Here is an 18,496-nt window from a genome sequence, read left to right as displayed (position 1 = left end):
AATGAGAAAACTATTATTAATTTTTGCTTTAATTTCTGTACAAGCATTTGCACAAAGTAAATTAGCCGATGGTTTATACGCCAATTTTGTAACTAAAAAAGGTACTATTACCACACAATTGTATTACAACCAAACTCCTTTAACTGTTGCAAATTTTGTTGCATTGGCAGAAGGGAACCATCCGCTTGTTAAAGCTGATTATAAAAATAAACCTTACTATAACGGTTTAAAATTTCACCGCGTTATTGCTAGCTTTATGATTCAAGGTGGCGATCCTAAAGGAGATGGCTCTGGTGAACCAGGCTATTTATTTCCCGATGAAATTATTCCAACTTTAAAACACGATGCTCCTGGTGTATTATCAATGGCTAACCGCGGGCCAGCTACTAATGGGTCTCAGTTTTTTATTACACACGTTGCAACCCCACATTTAGATGGTCGTCATACCGTTTTTGGAAAAGTTGTAACCGGGCAAGATGTTGTTAATACCATTCAACAAAACGATGTTATTGAAAAAGTAGAAATTATTCGTGTTGGTAAAGATGCCAAAAACTTTAATGCTCCTAAAACTTTCTCAACCGTTTTAGAAAAATTTAAAAAAGAAGAAGAAGTTAAAAAGCAACAAGCTGATTTATTAAAAAACGAAAATAAAAAGTTTTTAGACAATTACCTTTCTAAAGCTACAGATTATCCGTCGGGCATAAAAATTTATGTTGAACAAAAAGGTTCAGGTATTAAACCAACCGAAGGTGAAAAAATTGCTTTTGATTACGCAGGTTATTTAGCCGATGGTACTTTGTTTGATTCAGGTATTGAAGAATTAGCAACTAAAAACGGTATTTTTAACCCACAACGTAAAGCTGCAAATGCTTACCAACCGTTAGACTATACATTTGGCGAAAAAGGTAGCTTTATTCCTGGTATGACCGAAGGTTTATTGCAATTGAATAAAGGCGATAAAGCGTATATTTTTATCCCACCACATTTGGGTTATGGCGAAAGAGCTATGGGACCAATTCCTGCAAATTCAAACTTAATTTTTTACGTTGCTGTTAAACCATAATCATCTATAATTAATGAAAAAACTATTTGCTGTAGCTGCAATTGTAGCTACTCTATTTGTTTCGTGTAAAAAAGAAAACGAAACCAATTTACCAGACGGGCTGTATGCCGAAATTTATACAAATAAAGGTAAAATTGTTGCTCAACTTGATTTTGAAAAAGCTCCTTTAACGGTTGCTAATTTTGTGAGTTTGGCAGAAGGAACCAATCCTTATGTTGAAAATCAATACAAAAACAAACCTTTTTATGATGGATTAACCTTTCACCGTGTAATTGCCGATTTTATGATTCAAGGTGGTGACCCAACGGGTACAGGCGAAGGCGGACCAGGTTATAAATTTGAAGACGAATTTAACCACGAGCTAAAACACGATAAACCAGGTGTATTATCAATGGCAAACGCAGGGCCAGGTACAAATGGATCTCAGTTTTTCATTACCCACGTCCCTACTCCTCATTTAGATGGTATGCACAGTGTTTTTGGTCATGTTATTGAAGGTCAAAACATTGTAAACACTATAGCTCAAGGCGATAAAATAGAACATATTGATATTGTTCGTTCGGGCGATAAAGCAAAAAGTTTTGATGCTGTAAAAGTATTTAAAGAAAAACAAGAAATTAATTTAAAAAAGCAACAAGAAGCTGAAAAAGCTAAAGCTGAAGCTATGAAAGCTACCGAAGGTGTAGCAAATGAAACTAAAACCGCTTTAATGAATGCTAAAACTAAAGCTAAAACTACAAACTCGGGTTTAGCTTATTTTGTGTTTGAGAAAGGCAACGGTGGCAAACCTAAACAAGGCGATAAAATTAATGTTGCTTACGCAGGTTATTTTGAAAACGGACGTTTGTTTGATACAAGTATAGAGCCAATTGCTACAAAATACAATATGCTTGATGCTGCCAGAAAACAAGCCAACCAATACATTCCAATTCCTTTTGAATACGGTCAAAAAACAGGGTTAATTCCTGGTTTTATTGAAGGTATAGAGCAATTAAGCATTGGCGATAAAGCGTATATCTTTATACCATCGCATTTAGCTTATGGCGAAAGAGGTGCCGGTGATGTAATACCACCTAACACCAATTTAATTTTTGAATTACATATTACCAAATAATTTTAAAGAGGCTTAAATGCCTCTTTCCTTTTTAAAATCAATACAAACAATGAAAAATAACAAACAAAATTTATTCTTATTTGCCCTTGGAATGGTTAGTTTGGTTAGTACTGCACAAAACTTTCACCAAAACAAACAAAAAATTTACAACGATATTTCTAAAGAAGTTCAAAACAATAATAATATAGATCAACTTGCATTTGAACTTTTAGACGTTATTGGTCCTCGTTTGGTTGGATCGCCCGAAATGAATCAAGCACACAACTGGGTAGTCAACACTTATAAAAAATGGAATATTAAAGCCGAAAATGTAGCTTATGGTGAATGGAAATCATGGCAACGTGGAACAACCGAAATTACCTTAACAGCACCACGTATTAAAACGATTGATGGCATGCAATTGGCTTGGAACGCAGTTACAAAAAAGCCTATAGAAGCTGAAATTGTAGCCATGCCATTTTTTGAAACAAAAGTCGATTTTGACAACTGGAGCGAAACAGTAAAAGGAAAAATAGTTTTAATTTCTGCGTATCAAAATTCAGGTCGACCTGAAAGTCAATGGAAAGAACACTCCACCGAAGAAGATTTTTTTGACTATAAAGCTGCAAAAGAAAAAGCGAATACTACATGGAATAACAGCTTAAAAGCTACTGGTAAAAACACGCGCGAAATGGTTGAATTTTTAGAAAAAAAAGGAGCTGTAGGCTTTGTACAAAGTTACTTTACAGGTACTATGGGCAGCAATCGTATTTTTTACAGTTTTGCTAAAAATACACCAATGGTTGATGTAAGCTTAGAAGATTATGGTTTATTGTATCGTTTGGCTGTAAATGGTAAAAATCCTAAATTAAAAATCAATACAAAATCTAAAAAATTAGGTACAAGTAAAACGTACAATACCATTGCAACTATTCCAGGAAAAACAAAACCTAATGAATACGTAATGCTATCGGCACATTTAGATTCTTGGGATGGTGCACAAGGCGCAACCGATAACGGCACCGGTACTATTTTAATGATGGAAGTTGCCCGTTTAATTCAAAAATACGCGCCCAATAACGACAGAACCATTGTAATTGGGCATTGGGGCAGCGAAGAACAAGGCTTAAACGGTTCACGTGCGTATGTGATGGACAACCCAACCGAAGTTCAAAAAATTAAAGTCCTTTTTAACCAAGACAGCGGTACAGGAAGAATCAATTATATAAACGGACAAGGTTTTACACACGCTTATAATTTTCTAGGAACTTGGTTACAAAACGTACCCGAAGATATTAGAAAACACATTAAAACCGATTTTCCTGGAATGCCACAAAACGGTGGAACCGATAACGCTAGTTTTATTGCTGCAGATATCCCCGCTTTTAATTTAAGTACTCAAAACTGGGATTATGGGCAGTACACTTGGCACACCAACCGCGATACGTACGATAAAATTGTTTTTGAAGAGTTGAGAAAAAATGTAATTACAACCACTATTTTAACTTTAGAAGCTGCTAATGACCCCAACGAAATATCAAACGAAAAAAGAATTTTACCTACAAATACCGAGTGGCCAACAATAAAAGAGCCTAAACGTAATTCTAATGATTATTAATACTTATAATTTAAAAAAACACGCTTTACAGCGTGTTTTTTAATGCTTTATTGTAAATAGTTTCGTACAAAGGCACTATTTTTTCAACACTAAAGTTTTTAGAATGTTGAAACGCTTTTTCTTTAAATTGAGTTAAAGAATCATCAGTTTGTAATATTTTAAGTGCGTTGGTAACCATACCGTTTATATCGCCAATATTATTTAAAAAGCCCGAAACACCTTCCAAATTTACTTCGGGTAAACCACCTGTGTTCGATGAAATAACAGGTACTTTATTTGCCATGGCTTCTAAGGCAGCTAAGCCAAAACTTTCAGTTTCCGATGGCAAAATAAACAAATCAGAATAACGTAAAATACTATCAATCTCTGAAGAATTTCCAAAGAAAATTACTTTACTTTCAATACCTAATTCCTTTACTAATTCTTCGGCACCTAAACGTTCAGGTCCATCGCCCACCATCATTAATTTAGCAGGAATTTGTTGCTGTATGCCATGAAAAACTTTTACAACATCTAAAATTCGTTATACTTTTCTAAAATTACTTACGTGAGTTACAATACGTTCGTTTTCGTTAGCAAACAAACTGCGTTTACATTGAAAATGCGCATCGTACGTATTTTTTTCTTCGATAAAATTCGGAATTACATAAATATCCTTTGTAGTATCAAACAACTCGTACGTTGATTTTTTTAAATCCTCAGAAACCGATGTTACAAAATCGGATTGATTAATACTGAAACTAACTGCTGTTTTATAAAACGGATGATTCCCCACAAGTGTAATATCAGTTCCGTGCAACGTAGTAACCATAGGTAATTTTATACCTTGATCGGCCAACATTTGTTTTGCCATATACCCTGCAAAAGCGTGTGGAATGGCATAATGTACGTGCAACAAATCAATACCAAATTCTTTTACGGTATCAACAATTTTGCTGGATAAAGCCAATTCATAGGGTTGGTAATGAAACAAAGGGTATTCGGGCACTACCACTTCGTGATAATGTATGTTTTTATTTAAAAGTGCCAAACGTACCGGTTGACTATACGTTATAAAATGTACTTCGTGGTTTCGTTTTGCAAGCTCTATTCCTAATTCGGTTGCTACAACACCACTACCACCAAATGTTGGATAGCAAACAATGGCTATTTTCATAATTACAATTTTAGTTTATTGAATTAACGCGTCGTAAATAATTTGCTGAATATCTTCACGTGTGTTTGATTTTGATAATTTATTATCATCGGCATTTGGATAGGTTCTGTTTGATAAAAACACGTAAATTAAATTCTTTTCAGGATCGGCCCAAGCCATAGTTCCTGTAAAACCTGTGTGCCCAAAACTTTGCATTGATGCACAACCACACGTTGGACCACTTGTACCCAATTGTGGTTTATCAAATCCTGCCCCTCGCCTATTTCCGTGTTGGCAATAATAGCAAGTATTAAAATCTTTAATTGTTTTAGTATTTACTAATTGTTCTCCATTAAAAGCACCTTCGTCTAAAAACAACTGCATCATTTTAGCTACGTCAAGAGCATTGCCAAACAAACCTGCATGACCAGCTACGCCACCCATCATGGCAGCACCCATATCGTGTACGTAACCTTGCACGGTGGTGTGTCTAAAATAATTATCAATTTCGGTTGGTGCAATTTGCGATACATCAAATTTTGTTAACGGTAAATAGGTTAAGTTATTGGCATTTATTTTATTGTAAAAATTTTGAGTTACCAATTCGTTCAAAGGCTTTTTATAAGTTCTTTCAACAATTTCTGCCAGCAAAATAAAGTTTAAATCGCTGTATTTGTATTCCTTTTTACCTAGTTTTGATGAGGCAATGGTTTCTAAAATTGTTTTTTTATAATCGCTTTTTAAATACAAATTATCATTTACTTGTAAGTTAAATTCGGCTGATTGCATAGGTTTGTACAAATCGGTTAAAGGTTTTCCGTTAGCGTCTAATGTTTCTTTGTAAAAAGGAATCCAAGCTGTTAAACCCGAATTATGTGTTAACATTTCTTTTACGGTGATGTTTGCTTTATCAGTACGTTTAAATTCAGGCAATAAATTGCCTAATTTTTGATCAAAACGTAACTTTCCATCGTTGTACATTTTCATAACCATTGGCAATGTTCCCAACATTTTAGAAAGCGATGCTAAATCGTAAATGGTTTGATTGGTAACTGCGTCTTTTTCGTTATAAGTTAAATTTCCAAACGATTTGTTGTAAACAATATTGCCATTGCGCGCTACTAATACCTGTGCACCAGGCATGTATCCGTTTTTAATTGCTTTGTTTACTAAAACATCTATTTCTTTAAGTTTAGTTTCGTTAAAACCTTGTTCAATTGCGCGGCTGTAACGTAAATTTTTATTGGGTTTTGTATCAATTCCATCTCCTTCATTAAAATGTTTGCCAACAGAAACCGAAAGCTTACCATTTGCAGCTTGCATACCAAATAATACATCGGCTACCTTACGGTGCGCAATTATATTGTTTTGATACCCTAAAACAACCGCTTGCATATTTGCAAAACTTTTAATTTCGCTTAAAGCATAAGGTTTTACAAACGACACAAAAATAGTTTTGTTACTTTTAGAGATTTTATCGAGTAAATTAATTTCGGTAGCGTTCATATCGTGTTTTTTCCAAACACCATCGGCTTTATGATAACCAACAATTACTAAATCAAAAGCGTTTAAATCGGTTAAATGTTCTTCTATTTGGTACTGATTAAAAATTGTTATTGGCTGATTTGCCTGTAATGCATCAATAAAAGTATCGTTTGTATCATCGCCTAACTTTACATAGGCAATGTTCTGAGGTTTTGTTGGATTTAACGGTACTATTTTTTGATCATTTTTAACAACTGTTACCATGTTTTCGAACAATTTGTACGTTAAACTGGTATATTCAGGTTTATTTAAATCGGCATAAATATTTTGTGTATTTATGGACTGATACTTGTTTAAGCCCGCTTTAAATTTATACAACAATATTTTTTTTACTGAATGAGCCAAACGCTCCTCTGTAAACAAACCGTTTTTAAAAGCTTCGTTAAATTTATCAACGGCAAGCGGAACGTTTTCGGCAAAAAGCAACACATCGTTACCTGCTAAAAATGCAGCTAAATCTACTTCGCCCGGTGATTTATGATTTGCAACACCTTTCATGTTTAAGGCATCGGTAAAAATCAATCCTTTAAAATTTAAATCGTTTTTAAGAACATTTGTAATGGTGTTGTACGATAAAGATGTAGGTACGCCCGGCTGCGATTCTAAAGCAGGAACCGACAAATGCGCTACCATAACCGAAGCCAATCCGTCTTTAATTAATTTTTTATAGGGATACAATTCAATATAATCAAGTCTTTTTTTATCGAAATCAATTTTTGGTAACGAATGATGCGAGTCGGTAGCTGTATCGCCGTGTCCAGGGAAATGCTTTGCAGTTGCAAAAACATTTTCGCTTTGTAAACCTTGCATTAAGGCAGTTGCTTTATTAGCAACATTATCTTTTGATTCGCCAAACGATCTATTGCTTATAATAGGATTTAATGGATTTGTATTGATATCAACAACTGGTGCAAACATAAAATGAACGCCTAAACGCTTGGCTTGTTCGCCCATTTGTTGCCCCATTTGTTTTATTAAATTGTTATTTTGAATAGCACCTAAATTTAAATTCCAAGGATAAACATGGGTAGAATCTAAACGCATACCTAGCCCCCATTCGGCATCAATTCCAACAAATAAAGGTACTTTTGAAACTGCATTTAATTTATTTGTCATGCTAGCTTGCCTGCCCGGGCCGCCCTGAAAAAAAATAACACCCCCTATGTTTTTTGTTTTAACCAAATCTAACAAATCTTGTAGGTGTTTGCTATCGCGGTTTGAATAGGCAGCTACCATAAAAAGTTGACCTACTTTTTCGTTAAACGACATTTGGTTGTAAACGCTATCGACCCATTTTTCTGCACTTTGATATTTTTGATGCGATTGTGCAAAAAACAGTAAAGGTGTAAGTATAAATAATACCCAAATTTTTTTCATAACAAATTTTAAATATATAGATTTTCAAAAATAAGGTTTTAACTACTATTTTTATAATTATAATTGGGAATTTTCCGTTAAAAAAAAGAGGTTGCCTTTTCAGACAGCCTCATGTTTTTTAAAAATTTGCTAAAGTGTAAATTTTAACGCTTTATAAAACAATTATTTTTTAACCAACTTTTTTACTATTAAACCCGCATGGGTTTGTAAGTGCAACATATATGTGCCGCTTGCAAGGTTTGCTACGTTTAATTGTATTTCGGTTTGGTTGTTATAGTTTTGGGTACTTATTTGCTTACCTGCAAGGTTGTAAACCGTAACTTTTTCTACCAACATATTTTCGCTGTTGGTTATGTTTACCACATTTGTTGCTGGGTTGGGGTACATATTAAATTTAGCCGAAACTATATTGTGTGCACTTAAAATATACGCAGGTACGGTTTGTAATGCACTTAGCTTTATATTATCGTACTTTACAACTGATGACCCCGGTACTAAGCTATTGGCTTGAAATTTTATGTTATCGGGGGTATAATTTTTGTTTGGATCAATAGCATGTGCTTCAAAAAGATTAAGCGTTGGTATGTAAAAATAGGCTTTTAAACCTGTGTAATCAATAAACATTTCTACTTTGTGCCATAAGCTATGTGGAAAAGTAGCTGCTGTATAATTTTTTACAAGTGCTTGACCAATATTTAAACTACCCGAATGTTTTGCACCTATTGTGTATTTCGGAGCTTTATTTACAAAACATGTATATGCGAAAATAGGTTGGGTATTGTTATCAAGTTGTCCATACGAGTAAAAATTACCCGAGCCATATAATTCATACTCTAATTTTAGTACATTATTACCTGCTGTACGGTTGTTCCACAATGCGTCTATTACACCGCTGCTTTGTAGTATATTTATTACTTGAATAACAAAAGTTCCAGTTGTTGCCATAGTAAGTACATTGCCTTTGCCACTTTCGGGGGTAACCATTGCAGTGGCTGTTGAACCAGTATATCGTTCCACAACCCAACCGCCTTGCCCTGCGGTAGCACCGGTATAATCGGTATTCAAATGCTCTGTTGGGTAACTGTTAAAATCTTCGGTAAACAATACTTGGGCACTTGCCAAGTGGATTATTAAACAAGTTGCTATGAAAAGTAGGTGTTTTTTCATTTTTTTGAATTTAATTAATAAAAATACAAAAATTTATAAATAAATTAAAAAAGAGGTTGCCTTTTCAGACAGCCGCATGTTTTTTTAAAAATTTGCTAAAATGTAAATTTTAATGCTTTATAAAACAATTATTTTTTAACCAACTTTTTTACTACTAAACCTGCATTGGTTTGTAAGTGCAACATATACGTGCCACTTGCAAGGTTTGCTACGTTTAATTGTATTTCGGTTTGGTTGTTATAGTTTTGGATACTTATTTGCTTACCTGCAAGGTTGTAAACCGTAATTTTTTCTACCAACATATTTTCGCTGTTGGTTATGTTTACCACATTTGTTGCTGGGTTGGGGTACATATTAAATTTAGCCGAAACTATATTGTGTGCACTTAAAATATACGCAGGTACGGCTTGTAACGCACTTAGCTTTATATTATCGTACTTTACAACTGATGACCCCGGTACTAAGCTATTGGCTTGAAATTTTATGTTATCGGGGGTATAATTTTTGTTTGGATCAATAGCATGTGCTTCAAAAAGATTAAGCGTTGGTATGTAAAAATAGGCTTTTAAACCTGTGTAATCAATAAACATTTCTACTTTGTGCCATAAGCTATGTGGAAAAGTAGCTGCTGTATAATTTTTTACAAGTGCTTGACCAATATTTAAACTACCTAAATGTCTTCCACTTATTGAGTAACTTGGAGCTTTATTTACAAAACTTATAGATACAAAAGGATTAGTATTGTTATAAAGTGATCCGTGTGAGTAAAAATTACCCGAGCCATATAATTCATACTCTAATTTTAGTACATTATTACCTGCTGTACGGTTGTTCCACAATGCGTCTATTACACCACTGCTTTGTAGAATATGGACACTTTCAATTACAAAAGTTCCAGTTGTTGCCATAGTAAGTACATTGCCTTTGCCACTTTCGGGGGTAACCATTGCAGTGGCTGTTGAACCAGTATATCGTTCCATAACCCAACCGCCTTGCCCTGCGGTAGCACCCGTATAATCGGTATTCAAATACCCTGTTGGGTAACTGTTAAAATCTTCGGTAAGCAATACTTGGGCACTTGCCAAATGGGTTATTAAACAAGTTGCTATGAAAAGTAGGTGTTTTTTCATTTTTTGATTTAAGGTAAAGTATAAATTTAGCATATTTGAATAAAAAAACATATATATCTAAAAAATAAAAGAGAGAATTTTATAGTTATAAAATTCTCTCTTTTATTAGTTCTTTAAAAAAATCGGCTGTGCCAACTTTCGCCAGCGGGCACTTCCCAAAATTCTTCAAACTCTTCAATGGTATTTACTAAGTTATTAAAAACAATGGTATTTGCGTTTACGGCTTTTTCTTTAGCCATTTTTTTAAAATCGATTAATGATTTATGAGCAATAAACTCGCCTGTTTTATAGGTAACGTTCATTTTATCAAGTAAATCAACACCAAATTTTTGTTCTAAATCTTGAATGATTCTTACAGAAGAATCGATAGCGCAACCAGAAGCCGGATGGTATTCATTATCAACAGCTAAAACAATAAAGCGGTTGTATTTTATTAGGTACGATGCTTTTAAAGGCGTGCTATGCGCCACCCAATTCTCAACAAAATTGGTTAACAATTGGTGTGCTGTTGCCACCTCTTCATCGGTCATTTTTCTATTCGATTGGTAAATCCAAATACGTGCCGATTTTGGCATTTCATCAAAGGGTATCAACATATTTTATTTTTTTTCTATGTAAGAAACAATGTTATAATTAACGAATTTACCAATTTTGGCATCATAAATTTCGGAAACGTAATACGTTACTTCAATTTTATCGTTTGCATTTAACAAATTATCTGTTAATAAAAAAGAGGTATCAAAACTGTGTAAAAATAAAAATTCGTGTGTTTTGCCTGAATCTTCCTTAACAACAAACGATAAAAATTGGTTTTTAATTGTTTTATGAAATTTACCTGTTACTTGCAAGTATGCCGTTTCTTCAAACGTTTCATCTTCTTGGTTTAACGCAAAATATTCAAAAATTTCAGGGCATTTTAAACCTAAATACATCCCAATTTCTTCGCCCATGGTATGCATTACTTCTTTATTAGCAACGTAATTTTTACCATAATAATGTTCAATATCGTCTTTATATAAATTTACAGCTTTAAGCATATAAACGCCCATTGTAAATTCTGACTTTATTTCTACTTTCTTTTCTATTACTTCGCTACAAATATTATCGGCAACTGCAGAAAGTAAATCTATTTTTGAAAGTTTTTGAGCAGCTGCTATTTGACTTATAAAAAACAGAAAAAATAAACTTTTTTTCATGTTACAAATCTTGTGCATTTGCAATTAATTCGGCTACGTCTAAAACCTGAACATCGCCTTCTTTGTGGTTAAACTTTACACCATCGGTTAACATGGTGTTACAAAAAGGGCAACCAGCGGCAATAATATTTGGTTTTACTTCTAAAGCATCATCGGTACGTTCCATGTTTACGTCTTTATTACCTTTTTCAGGTTCTTTAAACATTTGTGCACCACCTGCACCACAACATAAACCGTTTGCTTTAGAGCGTTTCATTTCAACCAATTCAGCATCTAATTTTTGAATTAATTCACGTGGAGCTTCATACACTTTGTTCGCACGTCCCAAATAACAAGGGTCGTGAAAAGTAATACGTTTCCCTTTAAATTTTCCTCCTTCAATAGTTAAACGGCCTTCATCTAACAACGATTTTAAAAATTCGGTATGATGTACTACTTCGTACGTTCCACCTAACTCAGGATATTCGTTTTTAATGGTATTAAAACAATGCGGGCAAGCAGTTACAATTTTCTTAACCTCGTAACCATCGAACACTTGAATATTCATCATTGCTTGCATTTGAAACAAAAATTCGTTACCGGCACGTTTCGCAGGGTCACCCGTACAACCTTCTTCAGTTCCTAAAACTGCAAATTTAACATTTGCTTTATTTAAAATGCGTACAAACGCTTTTGTTATTTTTTTTGCTCTGTCGTCAAAACTTCCTGAACAACCAACCCAAAATAAAACTTCTGGTTGTTCACCCTTTGCCATCATTTCTGCCATTGTAGGCACTACTAAATTTTCTGACATTTTTATATATTTTATTGATATTTTGTATCGTTACTAATTCTCGTCTTTCCAATTTAAACGATCCATTTGGCTGTATTGCCAAGGAGCCGCATTGTTTTCGATATTGGTCATCATAGCGTTTAATTCCATAGGAGCTGCGCTTTGTTCCATTACTAAATAGCGACGCATATCCATAATAATTGATACGGGACTAATTTCTATTGGACATTCTTCAACACATGCATTACAAGTTGTACACGCCCATAATTCTTCGGTAGTAATGTAATCGTTTAAAAGCGTTTTACCATCGGGAACAAAAGTTCCTTTGTTAGCATCGATGTTTTTACCTACCTCTTCTAAACGGTCGCGGGTCTTCATCATAATGGCACGAGGTGATAATTTTTTACCTGTAATATTTGCAGGACAAGATGATGTACAACGTCCACATTCTGTACATGAATAAGCATTTAAAAGCTGTACCCAATTTAAATCTTGCACGTCTTGTGCGCCAAATTTAGCAGGCACTGCATTTTCATCAGGCGCAGGTGCTGCAAAAGGATCAGCGTTAGGATCCATCATTAATTTAACTTCGTTAGTAACCGATTCTAAATTATCAAATGCACCTAAAGGTTTTAAATTGGCAAAATAAGTGTTTGGAAACGCTAAAAGTATATGTAAATGTTTTGAATAATATAAATAATTTAAGAAACATAAAACCATTATAAAGTGTCCCCACCACCCTATGCGCTCTAAAACATGTAAAGCACCTTCGCTTAAAGAACCAAAAACAGCTGGACCTAAGTATTGTGAAACTGAAAAGTTAAACGAACCTTGACCTGCAAAATGTGATTTGCCCATGTTGAACAAAACCTCATCGGTACCGTTCATGGTAAAAATGCAAAGCACTAAAATAATTTCCATCATTAAAATTAAGTTTGCATCTTTTTTAGGCCAACCTAAAAGATCGTGCATGTTTAAACGTGGTAATTTTAATAGATTTCTTCGTGATAAAAATACTAAAGTTGCAAACAATGCTGCTAAAGAAAGTATTTCAATTAAGCTTATCATAAATGTGTAAAAACCACCTAACGAATCTTTAAAAATTCTATGCGTACCAAAAATACCATCAATAAAAATTTCTATTAATTCAATTTGGGTAATCATAAAGGCTACATAAATTGCAAGGTGCAATAAGGCTGGAATAGGTCTGGCAAACATCTTTTTTTGACCAAAAGCAACCAAAAGCATGTTGCGCCAACGGTTTTGTGGGTTATCTGTTCTATCTACAGGTTGCCCTAACTTAATGTTGCGGTAGATTTTTTTAGCATTAATTGCAAAAAAACCAAACCCAACTACTGTTAAAGTTATGAATAATAAACTGCTTAAAATATGCATTTGTTCCTAAATTAATTATTGTTTTATTGTGTATGCTATTGTTGTACGGGTGCTTGGTACGGCTGTGTTTTTTTGCCAAATACCGAAATATTTATGTAACGGCTTGGGTTTAATTTAACGTCTTCTAACAATTGGTTTAATTCTTTAGTTGTTTGTTCTAAATTGTTATACAATTGTTCTTCTTTCATTAACTTACCAATATTCCCTTTACCATTATTGGCATCGTTTAACATGTTGTCTAAATTACCTGCGGCGTTATCAAATTTAGTTAAAATATCTTGTAATTTTTGAAGTTGTATTTTATCTAAATCGTTTGAAAAAGCCGATAAGTTTTTTGATGTATTGTTAAAATCGGTTACCATGTTGTTTATTTTAGCTTCGTTATTGGTAACAATTTTATCAAATTTACCAGTAATACCGTTTGCATTGTGCATGGTTGCATTAAGTTGTGCAAGGGCTTCTTGTAAATTTTTTTGTGTTGCTGGATCTAACGTTTTATTTAAAGATTGTACCAAAATGTTAACATTGTATAAAACCGAATCTAATTTTTTAGCAATTGGATCTACTTTAGCACCTAATTCATCAACAATACCATTTAAAATTCCTGGTTGTAAATAATCACCGCTTTGAGCAAAATTTTTATCGTTGTAATTTATTTGCAATGAAATTTGTTTGCCACCAATTAAATCTGGTGAATAAATTACTGCTCTTGTAGATTTTGGTATATCAACCTTTTCAGTCATCATTAATTCTACCAATAATTTACCTTGCTCTTGTAACGATATATGGTGTACTTTACCTACTACCATTCCATTTACTGTTACCGATGAAGCTGTTGTTAATCCTTCTACATTATCATACTCCACAAAAAAAGTACGTGAATTATTAAATAGGTTTTTACCGTTTAAAAAAGTGTATCCCCAAATTAACATTCCTATAGATAAAAGTACCAAAATGGCTGTTTTTATCTCGCGTGTTAAAGCTATTTTCAATTTTAAATTTTTAAATTATTATTTATTTATTGCTTGTTGTATGCTTATTTTTTTTCCGTTTTTATATGCAACTAAAAATGCCGAATTGTATCCTTTGTTTTTAGCAACCTCTAATGCTTTACGTGCGTGATCGTAGTCAGTTGTTTCGTTATAAAAATATTTATACATGCTGCCTTCTTTTACAACAGTAATATTGTTTAAACCTTTAAAATTACTAGGTTCTAAATCAACATTTTTACTACTTGCAGCAATTTGTACTTTAAAAGATACACCTGTTGTTGTAACTGTTTCTGGTTTTAATTCTGTAACGGTTGATTTTTGTGCAGGCGGAGTTGGAGTAACTTTTTCCTGTACACTATCTACTTTTTTGCTTTCAACTTTTACAGGTCGTGTATTAGTTTCTTTAGGCAAAGTTTGCAATGTTTCACTAGCAGAATGATACTGGCGTTTATAGTCAAGAATTGCATTGGCAATAGAAAGTGCCATTTCATTTTTACCTTCTTCGCTATTTAAATAAGCACCTTCTTCGCTATTTGAAATAAAACCTAATTCTATTAAAATACTTGGCATAAAAGCACCGTGTAATACCCAAAAAGGACCTTGTTTTACACCGCGATTTTTTCGTTCGGCATCGTTTGTAAAACGAGTTTGAATTTTTGAAGCCAACTCTATACTTTGCGTAACAAATTGTTCTTGAATTAAAGTTAAACCAATTAACGATTCGGGTCTGCTTGGATCATAACCCGCATAATTCTTTTGATAATCGTCTTCTAAAGTAATAACGGCATTCTCGCGTTTAGCTACTTCTAAATTCGAAGCATTTTTACTGGTTCCCATTACATATGTTTCTGTACCCGATGCAGCTGGTGCATTAGCAACAGCATTAGCATGTATTGATACAAACACATCGGCCTTTTCGCGGTTGGCAATTTCGGTACGCTCTCTTAATTCAACAAAAACATCATTTCTGCGTGTAAAAACCAACTCTATATTTTTATCTTTTTTAAGTAGTTCACCTACTTTTAAAGTTACATCTAAAACAATCTTTTTTTCTACATAATTTCCACGAACTGCTCCAAAGTCGTGCCCACCATGCCCAGCATCTAAAACTACTTTAAAATTTTGGGCATTAACTGTATATCCAGCACATAAAATTGCAGCTATACATACAGCTTTAAACTTATTTATAAACATAGTATATTTAAAATTTTCGTTTCTTATTTAAAAGTCTAAAATTAAAAAAAAATATTAGTAAGTTTGAAGTCGAAAAAACAAACCTACAATTTTACAAAAATAGCATATAAAAATTGCATACAAAAGTAATATATATCGTTTTTAATTTGATTTTGATTCCGAGTGCTTTTACACAGGCATCGGCTCAAGAATTTCCGCATGTTAACAGGCACTTAAACATTGAAAACAAGAAAGATACCGTTACAACAACACCAACAACACCAACAACTTTAAAACCTGTGGTTACCGATACTATTAAGCCAAAACAAGGACAAAAATTAGAAGCGCCTATGTTGCGCAAGGCAAAAGATTACGAAAAACTAGATCAAAAAAATAAAAAGGTAACCTTGTATAACCAAGCTGTTTTTAAGTATCAGGATTACGAATTAACTGCCGGAATTATTATTTACGATTACGATAAAGAAGAGGTTTATGCTGGTAGAATTAAAGATTCGGTAGGTAATTTGGTGCAACATCCGGTTTTTAAACAAGGTAATCAGGTAGTTGAACCAGACTCTATTCGTTTCAATACTAAAACAAAAAAAGCTATTGTTTGGAATACACGAACAAAGTATAACGATTTTAATGTTAAAGCCGAAAAGACTAAAAAAGTAAACGATTCTGTTTACTTTATGAAAGGTGTTAAGTTTACAACTGCCGAAGACATTGATAACCCTGAATATTACTTTAAAACAAGTAAAGCTAAATTTGTACCAAACAAAAAAATTGTAACAGGTGTTACCAATTTGGTAATTGAAGATGTGCCAACACCAATTGGACTTCCATTTGCATTTTTTCCACTATCGCAAAAAGCAGTTTCAGGCTTTATAATACCTTCTTTTGGCGATACCAATTTACGTGGGTATTACTTACAAAACGGTGGGTATTATTTTGCTTTTAGCGATAAAATTGATTTAACTTTATTAGGCGATGTATATTCAAAAGGTAGTAATGCCTTAAATGCACAATCGCAGTATAGAAAAAGATACAAATACAACGGTAATTTTAATTTTAGATACGAAACCTTAATTGAAGGCGAAAAAGGTTTTGATAATTACAGTAAAAATAGAATTTACAATATACAATGGAGCCATTCACAAGATGCAAAAGCAAACCCCAATTCGCGTTTTGCTGCATCGGTAAACTTGGGTAGTAGTAATTATTTTCGCAACTCGTTAAACACCCAAAACATTGGTTCAAATATGAATAACACGTTATCGTCATCGGTAAGTTATTCAAAAACCTTTCAATCAACACCACAGGCAAACGTAACGGTATCGGCAAATCACACCCAAAATACCAATACAAAGCAAATAACCATGTCGTTACCTAATTTGCAAGCTAGTGTAGATCGTGTATATCCTTTTGCACCTAAAAACGGTTCTAAAAAAGGGTTTATTCAAAATTTAAATTTGCAATATAATTTAAGTGGTCGAAATCAAATTCAAACCACAGATTCCCTTTTCTTTAAATCGGAAATGTTTAACGAAATGGATGCTGGTGTGCAACATTCCATTCCTTTGGCAACTAATTTTAAAGTTTTTAAATACTTATCGGTATCTATGTCGGGTAATTTTACCGAAACATGGGTACTAAATACTTTTAATAAATATTACAGTTTAGCAACTAATAAGGTTGAAACTGAACGTGATAATGGTTTTGATAGTTACCGAACATATAATTTTAGTACTAACATTGGAACCACCATTTACGGAACATTCAATTTTAACAAAAACGCAAAAATTCAAGCAATTAGACACGTAATGCGTCCGGCGGTTGCATATACATACACCCCAAGTTTTAATCAATATTACGATACTTATGCAATTGATGCTTTAGGTACAACTATGGAAGAGTATTCGCGTTTTAACGGTACTTTGTTTGGTGCACCCAATCAATCTATGTCTAATATCATGAGTTTTTCTTTGGGTAATAATTTTGAAGCGAAAGTACGTGATGATGAATCAACAACGGGCGAACCTAAAAAAATTGCGCTTTTAAATTCGTTGAATTTTAGTACTTCATATAATTTTTCGGCCGACTCGTTAAAACTACAACCTTTACGTTTAAACGCAAACACCAATTTATTAAAGGATAAATTGCGTTTAAATTTAGGCACTTCCTTAGATCCGTTAGCAATTGATAATGCTGGAAACCGTATTGATAAATTTAATATTGCAAATGGTGGAAGTTTAATGCGTTTAACAAGTGCAAATGTTACTGTAAATTATGCGTTAGCAAGTACTGATCCTTTATTTGGTGGAAGTGCAAAACCAAATAACGATAGCGATGAAATTAATAAAAACATGCAAAATGGCGGAAGAGGTGATGATTTATTTGGTCAATCGGTTGATTTAGCCGATAGACAAAAATCAATGTTTGATGAAGATAAAAGAAAAGAATCTAAAACAAGCTTTTACAATACCGATATTCCTTGGGATTTAACTTTGGCGTGGAGTTTAACTTATAATAACGCCCGAAGAACATCAGAAATAACCAATAATTCGTTAATGGTTTCAGGTAATGTAACACTTTCACCAGGTTGGGTTACAGGATTTTCTACAGGTTACGATTTTAAAAATAAGGGTGTAACTTATACACAATTGCGTTTTGAGCGCGATTTAAAATCATGGCGAATGGATTTTTCTTGGATTCCGAATGGATATTACAAACAATGGAACTTTTTTATTGGTATTAAATCATCTATTTTACAAGATATTAAGTACGAAAAACGAAACGCAGCCGAACGCCGTTTTAGAAACAGATAATTTACTTTACAC

General features: G+C 33.4%; 13 protein-coding genes and 1 pseudogene. 4 read left to right on the top strand and 10 right to left on the bottom strand.

Translation table 11 applies throughout. From position 1 onward, the window contains the following. Window position 1 precedes the first annotated feature (1 nt). Genes P3875_RS01760 through P3875_RS01750 form a run of 3 tightly spaced genes read left to right on the top strand, consistent with a single transcriptional unit; the run spans window position 2 to window position 3,774 of the window. Window positions 2-1,063, top strand: coding sequence for a peptidylprolyl isomerase (locus P3875_RS01760; RefSeq protein WP_303444546.1), 1,062 nt, complete (start codon window positions 2-4; stop codon window positions 1,061-1,063). Between the two features lie 13 nt (window positions 1,064-1,076). Then, the gene (locus tag P3875_RS01755; RefSeq protein WP_303444545.1) at window positions 1,077-2,177 is read left to right on the top strand and encodes a peptidylprolyl isomerase; all 1,101 of its coding nucleotides are present in this window, start codon (window positions 1,077-1,079) and stop codon (window positions 2,175-2,177) included. Between the two features lie 49 nt (window positions 2,178-2,226). Next, window positions 2,227-3,774 carry a M28 family peptidase gene (locus tag P3875_RS01750; protein WP_303444544.1) on the top strand — a complete coding sequence of 516 codons (1,548 nt, stop codon included), beginning with the start codon at window positions 2,227-2,229 and terminating at the stop codon, window positions 3,772-3,774. A 25-nt stretch (window positions 3,775-3,799) separates the two neighbouring features. Here the strand turns inward: P3875_RS01750 and bshA are convergent. The 10 genes and pseudogenes from bshA to P3875_RS01700 form a co-directional block, all read right to left on the bottom strand. Next, window positions 3,800-4,930 (bottom strand): annotated as a pseudogene (bshA, locus tag P3875_RS01745) (N-acetyl-alpha-D-glucosaminyl L-malate synthase BshA). Window positions 4,931-4,945: 15 nt separating this feature from the next. After that, entirely contained in the window at window positions 4,946-7,831 is a 2,886-nt protein-coding gene (locus P3875_RS01740; protein WP_303444543.1) for a glycoside hydrolase family 3 N-terminal domain-containing protein, read from the bottom strand. 162 nt (window positions 7,832-7,993) lie between these two features. Continuing rightward, window positions 7,994-8,998, bottom strand: a complete 1,005-nt coding sequence (locus P3875_RS01735) for a T9SS type A sorting domain-containing protein (RefSeq protein WP_303444542.1) — start codon at window positions 8,996-8,998, stop codon at window positions 7,994-7,996. A 128-nt stretch (window positions 8,999-9,126) separates the two neighbouring features. Next, entirely contained in the window at window positions 9,127-10,128 is a 1,002-nt protein-coding gene (locus P3875_RS01730) for a T9SS type A sorting domain-containing protein (protein ID WP_303444541.1), read from the bottom strand. A 113-nt stretch (window positions 10,129-10,241) separates the two neighbouring features. Beyond that, a complete protein-coding gene (locus tag P3875_RS01725; RefSeq protein WP_303444540.1) occupies window positions 10,242-10,724 on the bottom strand; it encodes an ABC transporter ATPase in 483 nt (160 codons plus the stop codon). 3 nt (window positions 10,725-10,727) lie between these two features. Next, window positions 10,728-11,324 carry a hypothetical protein gene (locus P3875_RS01720; RefSeq protein ID WP_303444539.1) on the bottom strand — a complete coding sequence of 199 codons (597 nt, stop codon included), beginning with the start codon at window positions 11,322-11,324 and terminating at the stop codon, window positions 10,728-10,730. 1 nt (window position 11,325) lies between these two features. Next, a complete protein-coding gene (locus P3875_RS01715) occupies window positions 11,326-12,117 on the bottom strand; it encodes a (Fe-S)-binding protein (protein ID WP_303444538.1) in 792 nt (263 codons plus the stop codon). A 33-nt stretch (window positions 12,118-12,150) separates the two neighbouring features. Then, window positions 12,151-13,491 carry a 4Fe-4S dicluster domain-containing protein gene (locus P3875_RS01710; protein ID WP_303444537.1) on the bottom strand — a complete coding sequence of 447 codons (1,341 nt, stop codon included), beginning with the start codon at window positions 13,489-13,491 and terminating at the stop codon, window positions 12,151-12,153. 35 nt (window positions 13,492-13,526) lie between these two features. Then, a complete protein-coding gene (locus P3875_RS01705) occupies window positions 13,527-14,483 on the bottom strand; it encodes an MlaD family protein (RefSeq protein WP_303444536.1) in 957 nt (318 codons plus the stop codon). Between the two features lie 18 nt (window positions 14,484-14,501). Further along, on the bottom strand, window positions 14,502-15,677 hold the full coding sequence (locus P3875_RS01700) for an N-acetylmuramoyl-L-alanine amidase family protein (protein WP_303444535.1): 1,176 nt from the start codon (window positions 15,675-15,677) through the stop codon (window positions 14,502-14,504). Between the two features lie 113 nt (window positions 15,678-15,790). Between P3875_RS01700 and P3875_RS01695 the strand changes: the two genes are divergently transcribed. Beyond that, the gene (locus tag P3875_RS01695) at window positions 15,791-18,484 is read left to right on the top strand and encodes a putative LPS assembly protein LptD (RefSeq protein ID WP_303444534.1); all 2,694 of its coding nucleotides are present in this window, start codon (window positions 15,791-15,793) and stop codon (window positions 18,482-18,484) included. Window positions 18,485-18,496: the final 12 nt, after the last annotated feature.

This window comes from Myroides sp. JBRI-B21084 (assembly GCF_030545015.1).
In the GTDB taxonomy this organism is placed as follows: Bacteria; Bacteroidota; Bacteroidia; order Flavobacteriales; family Flavobacteriaceae; genus Flavobacterium.
This window is presented reverse-complemented; position numbering and strand designations above follow the sequence as displayed.

What these genes read in the sequence shown, in the direction of transcription:
- P3875_RS01735 (WP_303444542.1), bottom strand. Translation starts at nt 8,998, where the DNA reads ATGAAAAAACACCTACTTTTCATAGCAACTTGTTTAATAATCCACTTG.
- P3875_RS01715 (WP_303444538.1), bottom strand. Translation starts at nt 12,117, where the DNA reads ATGTCAGAAAATTTAGTAGTGCCTACAATGGCAGAAATGATGGCAAAG.
- P3875_RS01755 (WP_303444545.1), top strand. Translation starts at nt 1,077, where the DNA reads ATGAAAAAACTATTTGCTGTAGCTGCAATTGTAGCTACTCTATTTGTT.
- P3875_RS01730 (WP_303444541.1), bottom strand. Translation starts at nt 10,128, where the DNA reads ATGAAAAAACACCTACTTTTCATAGCAACTTGTTTAATAACCCATTTG.
- P3875_RS01710 (WP_303444537.1), bottom strand. Translation starts at nt 13,491, where the DNA reads ATGCATATTTTAAGCAGTTTATTATTCATAACTTTAACAGTAGTTGGG.
- P3875_RS01700 (WP_303444535.1), bottom strand. Translation starts at nt 15,677, where the DNA reads ATGTTTATAAATAAGTTTAAAGCTGTATGTATAGCTGCAATTTTATGT.
- P3875_RS01720 (WP_303444539.1), bottom strand. Translation starts at nt 11,324, where the DNA reads ATGAAAAAAAGTTTATTTTTTCTGTTTTTTATAAGTCAAATAGCAGCT.
- P3875_RS01750 (WP_303444544.1), top strand. Translation starts at nt 2,227, where the DNA reads ATGAAAAATAACAAACAAAATTTATTCTTATTTGCCCTTGGAATGGTT.
- P3875_RS01740 (WP_303444543.1), bottom strand. Translation starts at nt 7,831, where the DNA reads ATGAAAAAAATTTGGGTATTATTTATACTTACACCTTTACTGTTTTTT.
- P3875_RS01725 (WP_303444540.1), bottom strand. Translation starts at nt 10,724, where the DNA reads ATGTTGATACCCTTTGATGAAATGCCAAAATCGGCACGTATTTGGATT.
- P3875_RS01760 (WP_303444546.1), top strand. Translation starts at nt 2, where the DNA reads ATGAGAAAACTATTATTAATTTTTGCTTTAATTTCTGTACAAGCATTT.